The sequence below is a fragment of the Lysinibacillus antri genome (assembly GCF_003977595.1).
In the GTDB taxonomy this organism is placed as follows: domain Bacteria; phylum Bacillota; class Bacilli; order Bacillales_A; family Planococcaceae; genus Ureibacillus; species Ureibacillus antri.
On record NZ_RYYR01000014.1, the window covers coordinates 77,505 to 89,471 of the forward strand.

The following is an 11,967-nucleotide window of genomic DNA, read 5'->3' on the forward strand; positions in this document are numbered from 1 at the left end:
TTTGCTCCTGTGGTAATAACAATAAATTGTCACTATCCTCGTCGCAAAGGAGACGTCCCAAAATGACTTTTCGGACGTCTCCTTCATTCCTTACTATTCCTTCACACTTTCAATGATCGTCGCAATACCTTGACCAACACCAATACACATCGTCGCTAATCCGTATTGCACATCTTGTTTTTGCATTTCATAAATCAATGTTGTTAAAATACGGGCCCCACTTGCCCCTAATGGATGACCAAATGCGATTGCTCCACCATTAACATTTACTTTTGAATTATCCAATTCAAGTTGTTTAATACACTCAATGGATTGAGACGCAAAAGCTTCATTAATTTCAATTAAACCAATATCATTTGTTGATAGCCCTGCACGTTTTAACGCTTTACGTGTAGCATTTATTGGACCTAGACCCATTACTGCAGGCTCTAAACCTGTAACTGCACCCGTTATATATTTTGCAAGGGGTTTTAACCCAAGTTCTTTTGCTTTCTCAGCACTCATCATTAATAACGCGGATGCCCCGTCATTAACGCCTGAAGCATTACCAGCAGTTACTGTACCACCATCGAATATTGGACGTAATTGAGCCAATTTTTCAAGAGTTGTATCTGGACGGGGATGCTCATCTTTATCAAAAACTGTAACGTTCCCTTTACGATCTTTTAATTCCACAGGTACAATTTCCTCTTGAAAGCGATTTTCTTCTATTGCTCTTTTTGCGCGTTGTTGACTTTCAAAAGCAAATACATCCTGTTCTTCACGGCTAACTCCATAGCGCTGAGCAACGTTTTCTGCTGTTTGAGGCATAGAATCAGAACCATACCTCTCATGTAACTTCGGATTAGTGAAGCGCCAGCCAATTGTAGTATCAAATAATTTTTGATCACCACGTGGGAAGTCACTTTCTGGTTTCCCCATTACAAATGGCGCACGTGTCATACTTTCCGTACCACCTGCAATGAAAATATCACCTTCACCGGCCAAAATCGCGCGTGCTGCATAATGTACCGCATCCATACCTGAACCACAAAGACGGTTAATAGTCGTTCCACCTACTTCGATTGGTAACCCTGCAAGTAAAGCGGACATACGTGCCACATCACGGTTATCCTCCCCTGCTTGATTGGCATTACCAAACACGACGTCTTCAATTTGATCTACTGGCAAATTTGGGTTACGTTCGATCAAGGCTTTAATGACGATCGCTCCTAAATCATCTGGGCGGACCGATTTTAAAGCACCTTTGTAGCGTCCTATCGGTGTTCTAACTGCATCTACAATTACTACTTCTGTCATTTTTTCACCAACTCTTTATCTTCAGTATAATCATAAACGCCTCGACCACTTTTTCGTCCTAAGCGACCTGCTTTTACGTATTGTTCAAGTAGTGGGGCTGGGCGATATTTTTCCCCTAATTTTTCATGTAAGTAGCGTAAGTTATTTAAACGCACGTCTAATCCTACTAAATCTACTAATTCAAAAGGCCCCATCGGATAATTTAAACCAAGTTTAATTGCTTTATCAATTTCTTCTGGCGTGCCTAGTCCTTCTTGTAACATATAAAACGCTTCATTTCCGACTAGCGCACTGATTCGGCTCGTTACAAACCCTGGGAACTCATTAATCACAACCGTTTCTTTTCCTAACTGCTCAGCAACTTCACGAATCAGATTAGCTGTTTCATCACTCGTTTCTAACCCGCGCACAATTTCAATAAGTTTCATCCGGTGAACTGGATTGAAGAAATGCATCGCTATCGTACGTTCTGGACGATTAGCATAGGAGGCAATTTCCGTTGGGCTCATCGTTGAAGTATTTGTTGCAAAGTAGCAAGTAGATGGTGCTAATTTTTCCATTTGTTCGAATACAGATCTTTTTATATCTGCTTTTTCCGGTACAGCCTCAATTATTAAATCGGCATTGCTTACACCTTTTTCAAAATCTGTTGTATAAGCTAAATTTGATAGTCCAAGGGCTGCTTGTTCGTCAGAAAGTTTTCCGTACTTCTTTGATTTCTCAAAAATACTTTGAATCTCTCTTTCTGCACCTTGTAAAGCTTCTTCATTTACATCGACTAACGTTGTATTAAATCCTCCGATAGCGGAAACATAAGCAATTCCTCGCCCCATAACCCCAGAACCAATTACTGTTAGATTTTTAAACTTCATATTTAATCCCCCTATAGTAAGAAGAGCGAAATCGGCTCGCCGCAGTAGCTAGACACTATTCAATCTCTATATTTGTATTCTTAAGCTAAAAAAAGAGAAGAATAGGAGAAGAATCCCCTATTCTTTTTTAATATTTTATAAACCAAGTGGATTTAATGGGCGATTACCATAATAAGAGATAATACTCTTCGTTTCTGTATAAAGATCTAATGTTTCAATGCAAAGTTCACGGCCGAAACCAGATTGCTTGTAACCCCCAAATGGTGTTCCTGGCATTGCAGAGAATGGACAGTTTACCATGACGATACCTGCTTGAATTGCATTTGCTACACGCGTTGCTCGTGCACCATCTTTCGACCAAACAGCAGAACCTAAACCAAATTCCGTATCGTTCGCTAATTGGATTGCTTCTTTTTCATCTTTAAACTTACTAACAACTACAACTGGTCCAAAAATTTCTTCTTGAACGACTTTCATATTTTGAGTTACATCTGCAATTACTGTTGGTTCGTACCAGAAGCCCTTTTCAAAGCCATCAACGCTCGCTACATTCCCACCAACTAAAATTGTTGCGCCTTCTTCTCGTGCAGATTGTACATACCCATCAATTACATCTACTTGTGCTTGGTCGATAATCGCGCCCATATGTGTTTCCTTGCTAAATGGATCACCAAGCTTAATTTGTTTTGCTTTGGCAACGAATTTCTCCATAAATGCATCATAAATACTTTCTTGAATATATAAACGTGAACGCGCTTCACAAGATTGACCTGAATTATAGAAAATACCATATAAAGAACCATCTACCGCAGCGTCGATATCAGCATCTTCAAATACTAGATTTGGTGATTTACCACCAAGTTCCAATGTCACACGTTTTAACGTATCTGAAGCTTTTTTCATAATGTCTTTCCCAATTGGAGTCGAACCTGTGAACGCTACTTTATCAACTTTTTCGTGTTCTACTAGGTAATTTCCAACTTCAGCACCTGAACCAGGTACAATATTCACAACACCCGCTGGTACACCTGCCTCAAGACAAATTTCACCTAAGATGATCGCAGTTAATGGCGTTAAAGAAGCTGGCTTTACTACAACGGAACATCCAACTGCGATTGCTGGAGCTACTTTCCAAGCTGCCATCATTAATGGATAGTTCCAAGGAATAATTTGTGCACAAACACCCACTGCTTCCTTTTCCGTGTAGTTATGGAATTGACCAGGTAAATTATTGACTACTCCACGATGGCCAACAATAGCAGCAGCATAAAACTCGAAATCTTCAATCGCTTGATGTACTTGTCCTTGTGCTGCACTTAAAGATTTACCTGTATCTAAAATTTCAAGCTCTACTAGTTCATTAAAACGAGAGCGCATAATAGCAGCAATTTTATTTAAAACTTGTGAACGACGAGATACTGGATACTTGCTCCATTTCCCATGGTCAAATGCTTCGCGTGCAGCTAAAACAGCACGTTCTGCATCTTCTTTACTCGCTTTTGCAACTTTCGCAATTAACTCCCCTGTTGCTGGGTTGTATGTTTCGATTGTTGCTCCATTACTGCTTTCTACTTTTTCGCCATTTATAATTAAGTGATAGTACTCACGTTTTAATGTGCTTTTTTCTTCTACTGTTGACATACAATCTCTCCTTCTATTGACCTACGAATATAGGTTTTCTTTTTTCTACAAAAGCTTGAACACCTTCTCGATGATCCTGAGTGAGTCCGGCAATTCGTTGCCCTTCTGCTTCATACGTTAAGTAATCCTCTAGCGATAATGCATCTGCTGCACGTAACGCACGTTTCATTAAAGTAATTGCCTTCGTTGGAAGATTAGCAATTTTCTCAGCAAATAAAGCTACTTCCCTATCAAATTCCTCATTCGCTACTACTTTCGTCGCAAGGCCAAGTGCTAGAGCTTCTTGTGGTAAAATACGTTCACCTAAAACAGAAATTTCCAATGCCTTTGCATCTCCAACAATGCGTTTTAAGAAATAGAGGTTGCCCGAATCGGGTATGAGTCCAACGTGTATAAATGCATTTAAGAAGAACGATTTCTCAGCCATTATTCTAAAATCACATGCCAGTGCTAAACTAAAGCCTGCTCCAGCTGCCGCACCGTGGACTGCAGCAATAATCGGCTTTTCACAGTTAGTAATTTGTTTTACCATTGGACCATATAAAGTATTTAATACTTCACCATGATTCATTGATTCATCCACTGTCGATAAATCCTGTCCCGAGCAAAAACCTCGACCAGCACCTTTTAAGACGATACATCGAACATTTGTATCTTTTTCAGCTTGCTTAATCGCGTTTTTAATATCTTTATTCATCGTAGCAGTAAATGCATTTAACGAATCTGGACGATTAAGTAAAATCGTACATACATTATTTATTACTTCATATTCGATTGTTTCGTACATGTTATCGCCCCTTAAACTGAGGTTTACGCTTTTCTACAAAAGCCTGCATTCCTTCTTTTTGATCTTCTGAAGAGAACAGTACGTAAAAGTTTTTTCGTTCAAATTGCATACCTTCATATAAAGAATAATCAACTGCTTTATTTACCGACTCTTTAATTAATCGAATGGCAAGAGGCGGTTGATTACTAATTTGAGTTGCTATTTTCATCGTTTCTTCTATTAAGATCTCTTTTTGGACGATTTGATTGATGACACCATGTTGAAGTGCAGCATTAGCCGTAATTCGATTTGCTGTCCAAATCCATTCAAGAGCCTTTGTGCGACCGACAAGTTTCGTTAGTCGTTGTGTCCCCCCTGCTCCTGGCATTACCCCAAGATTTACTTCAGGGAAACAAAATTCTGTTCCTTCTGCAGCAATTAGCATGTCACAACTTAGAGCAAGTTCAAAGCCACCACCAAATACGTAGCCTTGAACTGCTCCGATAATCGGCTTTTTCATTAACGCGATTTTATCCCAATCAGCAAATTGGTTTAACAGTTCGAGCTTAATCGTATCATCAAAGGCCATTTCATCAATATCTGCACCAGCTGAAAAAGCATTTCCACGCCCTTGTAGAACAATGACACGTACTTCTTCATCCCGTTCAAATTGTTCAAATGCTTCAACAATTTCACGTACCATTTTACGATTTAGTGCATTGTATTGTTTTGGACGATTTAACTCCACAATACCTATTGCTTCTTGCTTAGATGTAATAATGAATTCAAAATCCATTAAGCATCTTCACCGATCATTAACGTTACTAAATTACCTGCAAAACTCATTAAGTCTTTACCTGATGCTTTCCCTTCTGCCGAGCGCATTCCGTTCTTTAAATCATCCATGCTGTCGTAAATCATTTCGCACATTAAATAATAAGGTGAATCTGTTCCCATTGGCGTTGTAGAAAACTTAGTTACACGCATTTCACGCAACCCAGGAATTTTTTCTGTAATTGGTGCATGAACCTCAAAGTAATGTTGATCGAATGCTTCTTTATCTTCTGGATGTTTATAAAGTGCTATTAATTTCGCCATTAAAAATACGCCCCTTTTTACATTATTGTTGAAATAGGTTTCATCGCTTCAAATGGATTTTTACAGCTTTTACAATACAAAATACTGCGACAAGCTGTAGGACCAAAAATATTATCCATTGTTACATAATCAGATCCACAGTAGGCACATTCAACATGCCATGAACCATCTTCTTCTAAGTATTTAGGTGGTGGTGCAATACCAAATAACTTTAACCCTGCTTTTCCTTTTTCCGTAATTCTGTCGGAAGTCCAAGGAGGGTTGAAGATAAATTGAACCTCGACAGAATCTACATTTTCAACAGTTTTGATCGCACGTTCGATATTCCCTTTAATAATATTCAGCGCGGGACAACCTGAAAATGTTGGAAGCATCTTTATCACTACTTGCTGACCATCTATATCCACATGCTCTACCATCCCTAAATCAAGTACACTCACCGTATCGATTTCAGGATCTTTAACCGTATCGAGCACTTTATAGATTTGATCTATCATAATATCTACTGCTGCCATATCTACCCCTCCATTTTTTCTCTTTTACCAGGATGCTGCTAAGTCTGTTGCATAAACTTCTGACATCGTATCGATAGCTTGTTGCAATTCTTTCGTATGTTCTTGATTTCGACCATTTTGTTGAGGTTTTCCGAAAGTCGGAACTTCAACTTTAATTGTTTCAAACACTGGTTTAACATATTCAATCCAACGATTTACTAGAACTTCTTCGGATTCAATTAATCCTGCATTTGTAATAGCAGTTGCTGCTTCACCATAAGAGAATAGGTCGCCACAATCTGCAAGCACTTTCTCTAATGCAGTTGTCATACGTTTCCGCGCATCTTCTGTTGCATTAAATAATTGCACAAACCAAGTTTTCCAGTGTAGTAAATGGTAGTAAATTTCCATACTTACTTTTACTGCTGCATCTCTTAATGTTTCATCTGAGCTAGATTTTAACGAATCAATTTTTATCTTTTTAGCAGTCGTATAAATATAGTTACGTGCCACTGCATATGCCCAATCATATTGTGGGTTATCCATGTAATAACCTTCACCATTTGGACGTTCTACTAAAATACTATTTTTACGTTCCGATGCTGGTCGAATATGGGCAAGTGAATCGGCTACTCCAACTCCTAACCCTTCAAGTAAACGATAGAACATCGTTGCGTGACCCATTGTATCTTGTGTTATAGAAGAAAATGCAACATCTTCTTCGATATGTGGTGCTAGACCTAACCATTCTGAACCACGGTATGAAAATAGATAATCATCATCTGCTAATTGGAATAGTAATTCAACTACTGGATTTTCGATGTTCCCCGTCATTTTTTCTGACCCCCAGCCCAAGATAAAATTTCTTTTTCATCAAACATGCCTTGCTCATATTCACGCCATTTTTTTCTTAAGTAACCATAACCTTTAGTTAAACGGTAATCTTTATTATCTAGACGTTCTACAATTTGGCGTTCTTCTTGATTTAACCCACGAATATGATCACGTTTAACAACCCAAATATCCGCAACTGGCTCACGTCTCATGAAGTTCTCCTGTGCCATTAAAATAGCGATATCTTCATTTGGCGCTAATAAACTAAATTGATGCTGGAATGCGGATGTTTTCGTACGGCGGCTAAACACTTCAAATTCTTGATAAAATGATTCGTTGCCCATTGTTATATCCCCCTTATCCTCTTTGTGAACTTAATGCTTCTCGTACCCAAGCAGTGTTATCATAAGAAGTACGACGAAGTGTTAAACGTTCTTGTGATTTTGGACCTTCATTACGTTGGATTTTTTTGAAATTCTCCCAGTTTGGTTGTTGATAGATCCACTTTTGACTTTCTTCATCAAAGCGTAAAGTTGGGTCTGGTATTTTTAAGCCAATTGATTGTATACGTGGAATATATTTTGATAAGAAACCTTGGCGTAATTCTTCATTTGTATTGATTCTGATTTTGTATTTAATTGTTACATCTTGTTTACTAGAACCTGTTGTATCACTTGATGGTGGTCCAAAGAAGAATAGAAGCGCTTCCCACCAACGATTTAATGCATCTTGCACCATGTCTTTTTGTGCTTGTGTTCCTTCTGCCAATGCTAAAATGATTGCTTCTCCGTGTTGTGCGTGGAATACTTCTTCGGCACAAATGCGTTGTAGGGCACGCGTATATGGAGCGTACGAAGCATTTAACATATTTGTCTGTGTAATAATCGCTGCACCATCTACTAACCAACCGATTAAACCAGCATCTCCCCATGACTCTGTGGCCATATGGAAAACATTATGGAACTTTAATCGTCCAGCAAATAAGTCTTGCATTAAATCTTCTCGGTTTTTCCCTAGTGGCTTAATCAAGTCCTCTGCAACACGTAACAATAACTGACCATGACCCATTTCATCTTGTACTTTTGCCATAATTCCTAATTTGCGATATAAAGTTGGCGCTTTTGGTACCCATTCTTTTTCAGGTAAAGCCCCCATAATTTCACTAATACCATGCATTGAAATTAACTTGATTAATGCTAAGCGGTATTCTTCCGGCATCCAATCATCTGCTTCAATCTTGTCACCTGCAGCAATACGTGCTTCAAACTGAGCTTGTAAATCATTTTCTAACAAATGCGTTGTCATCATTTATACCCTCCTATATAACATTTTTAATGATAAACACTTATATTCAGTTATATTAATGTGTAAAAAAAATGAGCATACTAGATTACTAGATTTCTTGTAACTCAATTGGTTGTGTAGAAACTTTTATTGAATCTGTAGGACAACCATCAACTGCATCTTCTAAATCATCGTATAAATCTTCAGGTACTTCTTCTATTCCTTGGTTATCATCTAACAAAACAAAAGCAATTCCCTCTGCGTTGTAATCAAAGATTTCTGGTGCAGAAGCTCCACATGCACCACATGCGATACACGTTTCTTGGTTAATCCTTGTGAATTTTGCCATCGTTCAATTCACTCCTTAATAATTTCATTTACACTAACTGTTTTTTGTTTTCCATGATGCTCGTGCTGTGTAATGGCTGGACTTTCGAGGATGGATCAACATAAACTTTTGCATTGCTAATGGCTACTGGTGCTTCACCAAATCCACTGGCGATTAGTTTTATTTTGCCTTCATAAGTACAAATGTCACCTGCTGCATAAATGCCTTCAATATTCGTCTCCATACGTGAGTTAACTACAATTGAATTTTTTTCAATTTGTAATCCCCAATTTTTAATCGGACCTAACGTAGATACAAAACCGTAGTTGACAATAACCTCATCCACATCTTTTAAGAGAGTTTGAGATTCATCTTTCGCATGTTTTAATATTACTTGATCGATTTTTTCAGTACCTATTAGCATATGCGGGTTGTATGGTGTTAGCACTTCAACGGAAGATGCCATTAATTTTTCCACACTATGCTCATGCGCACGAAATTTATCTCGACGGTGTACAAGCATTACTTTACTTGCTACCGGTTCAAGCATTAATGCCCAATCTACTGCTGAATCTCCTCCGCCAAATACCATTACATTTTTACCTCTGAATTTTTCTAAATCATTCACAAAGTAATGTAAATTTGCATTTTTGAAATCGTCTTCACGTTCAATACCTAATGGACGTGGATTAAAAGCACCATTTCCAGCTGTAATTAGGATTGTTTTGGAATAATGCGTTTTTTTATTCGTTGTGATGACAAAGATACCATCAGCATTTTTTTCAATTTTTTCAACGCTTTCTTCTAAACACACTTCAACTGGAAAAACCTTCATTTGTTTTTCTAAGTTATCTATTAACTGTTGTGCTTTTACCTCCGGGAAACCAGCAATATCATAAATATATTTTTCAGGATAGAGGGCAGACAACTGTCCACCCAATTGCGGTAAGCTTTCAATAATCTTAACGCTCATTTTACGCATTCCACCGTAAAATGCTGAAAACATCCCTACTGGTCCACCACCAATAATTGTTACATCTATTATTGGCAGATTTGTCATCTTACCGCCTCCTCAAGCAGCTCATTTCGATGATCGACTACACGTATCGCTTTACCTTCTGATCTTGGGATGCTTAAAGGTGGTTGAATCGTCACTTCCACAGACACTAAACATGCATTTTTTAAATCATGCTGTATTTGTTTTTTTAATTTTCGAATCGCATCATGATTTAAGTCACCTGCTATCTGTTGATGGAAGTTCGAAGTCAACTCTACTTTCACTTCAAGGGCATCCATATTCCCTTTTTTCCATAAATGTATTTGATAATGCGGTGCAAATTCATCAACTTTTAGTAATTCCCTTTCAATTTCAGATGGGAAAACGTTTACACCACGAATAATAATCATGTCATCCGTACGTCCCTTTACTCGAGCCATTCTTGCGGTTGTACGTCCACATTTACATGTTTCTTTTGTAATTGACGTAATATCACCAGTTCGGTAACGAAGTAATGGTAATGCTTCTTTTGTTAAGCATGTAATAACTAATTCTCCATCCTCACCATCTGCTACTGGCTCTAGCGTATCTGGATTAATAAGTTCAATTAAGAAATGATCCTCTGCAAGATGTAAACCATCTTGAGCTTCATAACATTCAATCGCTACACCAGGACCCATTACTTCACTTAAGCCGTAAACATCCATTGCTTTAATCCCTAACTTCTTTTCAATGGTTTTACGCATTTCCTCTGACCATGGTTCTGCCCCAAAAATGCCGTACTCAATACCATTATCTTCAGGCGCTACTCCTTCTTCTTCTAACTTTTCAGCGATATTTAAAATATATGATGGTGTACCGCCAATGCCACGAGGTTTGAAATCTTTAATTAAAGTGACTTGTCGATCTGTATTACCACCAGAAATTGGTACAACTGCTGCACCTAATCGTTCTACACCATGGTGGAACCCTATTCCTCCAGTAAATAGTCCATAACCATACGCGTTATGAAAAATATCTTCTGAAGATCCCCCAGCTGTCACAATCGCACGTGCTATAAGGTCAGACCAGTTCTCAATATCTTTCCTAGTGTAGCCTACAATTGTTGGTTTTCCACTCGTACCTGATGAACCATGAATTCGAATAACATCCTTCTTTGGAACAGCAAATAAACCGAATGGGTATTGATCTCGTAAATCCTTTTTCACAGTAAAAGGCAATTTCCGGACATCATCAATTGATTTAATATCAGATGGCGAAATTTTTAATTCCTCAAACTTTTGTTTGTAAAATGGCACATTATTGTAAACCCTTTCAACTGTCTCTACAAGACGTGCATTTTGAATCTCTTGCAGTTTCTCCCTAGACAATGTTTCGATTTCAGGTGAATACATCATTGCCCCCCCTTTGATTTTAAACAAAAATTTACCCCTTATATAACACTTTGGAAACGGAGCGTTATTAATCCGTTCTGTTACCAAAGAATAAAATATTTTCATAGAATTGTCAATAAAATTAGACAATAATTCTCGCAAAATATAAATATATTCTCTAAATAGTTATGTTTCTATTTATTATTAGAATTTTTAAAAAAGGGACAATATTATACCTGAAATTCACTCTAAGTAATAATACAATTATTGTATGTAATCAGTACATTTTTGCTATACAGCACTTTATTTCTACATTAAGTATTATTATTCTCCCTAAAATACTTTTTCCCTTTGCAAACGTTCTAAGTTCAATGGTACAGTTAATAATGTATTTCAAATTCATCTACTGTCGTTCAATTATTATTACATCGTTTATCAAAGGGGGAGTTACATGACAAACGTAAGTACACGTAAAGAGCAAATTTTTAAAACACTTCAAGAAGAGCCTTATGCGAACTTTTTAGGTTTTAAACTATTATCAGCTGAAGATGGTTGCGCAACGGCTGAAGTGATGCCCACCGAGAATATGTTAAATTCCCATGGCACGGTACATGGGGGAGTTATTTTTTCGCTTGCAGATTTCGTTTTCGCAGCGGCTAGTAATTCATACGGACAAATTGCAGTCGGTGTAAATAACAACATTAACTACCTTGCTGCTGGTTTTGCAAACAAACTTTTGCGCGCTGAGGCACAAGAAGTTAGACGTACTCGAAAATTAGCTTGGTATTCAATGAAGGTCTATAGTGAAGATGAATTAATCGCAACTATGGAGGCAATGGTATACGTAAAAAGCGAATTTTTCGTTAAAGAATAGTTAAATAGATATCTACTAGATAATTTGAAATACACAAGGGGTATGAGCAACGTATACTATTACATCACTTACTAGTAAAGTTAAACTTATAGCTTATGGGGGCTACT

14 protein-coding genes are annotated in these 11,967 nt (G+C 37.7%); 1 reads left to right on the top strand and 13 read right to left on the bottom strand.

The window, feature by feature from the left end:
* Positions 1–93: 93 nt before the first annotated feature.
* From EK386_RS11700 to EK386_RS11760, 13 genes are all read right to left on the bottom strand, one after another.
* Positions 94–1,299, bottom strand: coding sequence for a thiolase family protein (locus tag EK386_RS11700; protein WP_126659352.1), 1,206 nt, complete (start codon positions 1,297–1,299; stop codon positions 94–96).
* Complete coding sequence (locus EK386_RS11705; RefSeq protein WP_126659353.1) at positions 1,296–2,171, bottom strand: 3-hydroxyacyl-CoA dehydrogenase; 876 nt, start codon at positions 2,169–2,171, stop codon at positions 1,296–1,298. The genes EK386_RS11700 and EK386_RS11705 overlap by 4 nt, the downstream gene beginning before the upstream one ends.
* A 135-nt stretch (positions 2,172–2,306) precedes the next feature.
* Positions 2,307–3,812 (bottom strand): aldehyde dehydrogenase family protein, encoded by a 1,506-nt coding sequence (locus tag EK386_RS11710; RefSeq protein WP_126659354.1) that lies wholly within the window; start codon positions 3,810–3,812, stop codon positions 2,307–2,309.
* 13 nt (positions 3,813–3,825) lie between these two features.
* Positions 3,826–4,599: an enoyl-CoA hydratase-related protein gene (locus EK386_RS11715; protein ID WP_126659355.1), complete on the bottom strand. Its 774-nt coding sequence runs from the start codon at positions 4,597–4,599 to the stop codon at positions 3,826–3,828.
* Position 4,600: 1 nt separating this feature from the next.
* On the bottom strand, positions 4,601–5,374 hold the full coding sequence (locus EK386_RS11720) for an enoyl-CoA hydratase/isomerase family protein (RefSeq protein ID WP_126659356.1): 774 nt from the start codon (positions 5,372–5,374) through the stop codon (positions 4,601–4,603).
* Positions 5,374–5,676, bottom strand: coding sequence for an EthD family reductase (locus EK386_RS11725; RefSeq protein WP_126659357.1), 303 nt, complete (start codon positions 5,674–5,676; stop codon positions 5,374–5,376). Before EK386_RS11725 ends, EK386_RS11720 begins: the two co-directional genes overlap by 1 nt.
* A gap of 17 nt (positions 5,677–5,693) precedes the next feature.
* Complete coding sequence (gene paaD, locus EK386_RS11730; protein WP_126659358.1) at positions 5,694–6,191, bottom strand: 1,2-phenylacetyl-CoA epoxidase subunit PaaD; 498 nt, start codon at positions 6,189–6,191, stop codon at positions 5,694–5,696.
* Positions 6,192–6,215: 24 nt separating this feature from the next.
* A complete protein-coding gene (paaC, locus tag EK386_RS11735) occupies positions 6,216–7,004 on the bottom strand; it encodes a 1,2-phenylacetyl-CoA epoxidase subunit PaaC (protein WP_126659359.1) in 789 nt (262 codons plus the stop codon).
* Positions 7,001–7,348, bottom strand: coding sequence for a 1,2-phenylacetyl-CoA epoxidase subunit PaaB (gene paaB / locus EK386_RS11740; protein ID WP_126659360.1), 348 nt, complete (start codon positions 7,346–7,348; stop codon positions 7,001–7,003). Before paaB ends, paaC begins: the two co-directional genes overlap by 4 nt.
* Before the next feature lie 13 nt (positions 7,349–7,361).
* Positions 7,362–8,312: a 1,2-phenylacetyl-CoA epoxidase subunit PaaA gene (gene paaA, locus EK386_RS11745; protein ID WP_126659361.1), complete on the bottom strand. Its 951-nt coding sequence runs from the start codon at positions 8,310–8,312 to the stop codon at positions 7,362–7,364.
* A gap of 85 nt (positions 8,313–8,397) precedes the next feature.
* A complete protein-coding gene (locus EK386_RS11750) occupies positions 8,398–8,637 on the bottom strand; it encodes a ferredoxin (protein WP_126659362.1) in 240 nt (79 codons plus the stop codon).
* 28 nt (positions 8,638–8,665) lie between these two features.
* Positions 8,666–9,676, bottom strand: a complete 1,011-nt coding sequence (locus EK386_RS11755; RefSeq protein WP_126659363.1) for an NAD(P)/FAD-dependent oxidoreductase — start codon at positions 9,674–9,676, stop codon at positions 8,666–8,668.
* Entirely contained in the window at positions 9,673–11,010 is a 1,338-nt protein-coding gene (locus tag EK386_RS11760; protein WP_370512004.1) for a phenylacetate--CoA ligase family protein, read from the bottom strand. The genes EK386_RS11755 and EK386_RS11760 overlap by 4 nt, the downstream gene beginning before the upstream one ends.
* Positions 11,011–11,437: 427 nt before the next feature.
* On the opposite strand from EK386_RS11760, the gene EK386_RS11765 reads away from it, so the two are divergent.
* A complete protein-coding gene (locus EK386_RS11765) occupies positions 11,438–11,860 on the top strand; it encodes a PaaI family thioesterase (protein ID WP_126659364.1) in 423 nt (140 codons plus the stop codon).
* The last annotated feature ends 107 nt before the right edge of the window (positions 11,861–11,967 follow it).

What these genes read in the sequence shown, in the direction of transcription:
- paaD (WP_126659358.1), bottom strand. Translation starts at nt 6,191, where the DNA reads ATGGCAGCAGTAGATATTATGATAGATCAAATCTATAAAGTGCTCGAT.
- paaA (WP_126659361.1), bottom strand. Translation starts at nt 8,312, where the DNA reads ATGATGACAACGCATTTGTTAGAAAATGATTTACAAGCTCAGTTTGAA.
- EK386_RS11710 (WP_126659354.1), bottom strand. Translation starts at nt 3,812, where the DNA reads ATGTCAACAGTAGAAGAAAAAAGCACATTAAAACGTGAGTACTATCAC.
- paaC (WP_126659359.1), bottom strand. Translation starts at nt 7,004, where the DNA reads ATGACGGGGAACATCGAAAATCCAGTAGTTGAATTACTATTCCAATTA.
- EK386_RS11765 (WP_126659364.1), top strand. Translation starts at nt 11,438, where the DNA reads ATGACAAACGTAAGTACACGTAAAGAGCAAATTTTTAAAACACTTCAA.
- EK386_RS11705 (WP_126659353.1), bottom strand. Translation starts at nt 2,171, where the DNA reads ATGAAGTTTAAAAATCTAACAGTAATTGGTTCTGGGGTTATGGGGCGA.
- EK386_RS11720 (WP_126659356.1), bottom strand. Translation starts at nt 5,374, where the DNA reads ATGGATTTTGAATTCATTATTACATCTAAGCAAGAAGCAATAGGTATT.
- EK386_RS11725 (WP_126659357.1), bottom strand. Translation starts at nt 5,676, where the DNA reads ATGGCGAAATTAATAGCACTTTATAAACATCCAGAAGATAAAGAAGCA.
- EK386_RS11715 (WP_126659355.1), bottom strand. Translation starts at nt 4,599, where the DNA reads ATGTACGAAACAATCGAATATGAAGTAATAAATAATGTATGTACGATT.
- EK386_RS11760 (WP_370512004.1), bottom strand. Translation starts at nt 11,010, where the DNA reads ATGATGTATTCACCTGAAATCGAAACATTGTCTAGGGAGAAACTGCAA.
- EK386_RS11755 (WP_126659363.1), bottom strand. Translation starts at nt 9,676, where the DNA reads ATGACAAATCTGCCAATAATAGATGTAACAATTATTGGTGGTGGACCA.
- EK386_RS11750 (WP_126659362.1), bottom strand. Translation starts at nt 8,637, where the DNA reads ATGGCAAAATTCACAAGGATTAACCAAGAAACGTGTATCGCATGTGGT.
- paaB (WP_126659360.1), bottom strand. Translation starts at nt 7,348, where the DNA reads ATGGGCAACGAATCATTTTATCAAGAATTTGAAGTGTTTAGCCGCCGT.
- EK386_RS11700 (WP_126659352.1), bottom strand. Translation starts at nt 1,299, where the DNA reads ATGACAGAAGTAGTAATTGTAGATGCAGTTAGAACACCGATAGGACGC.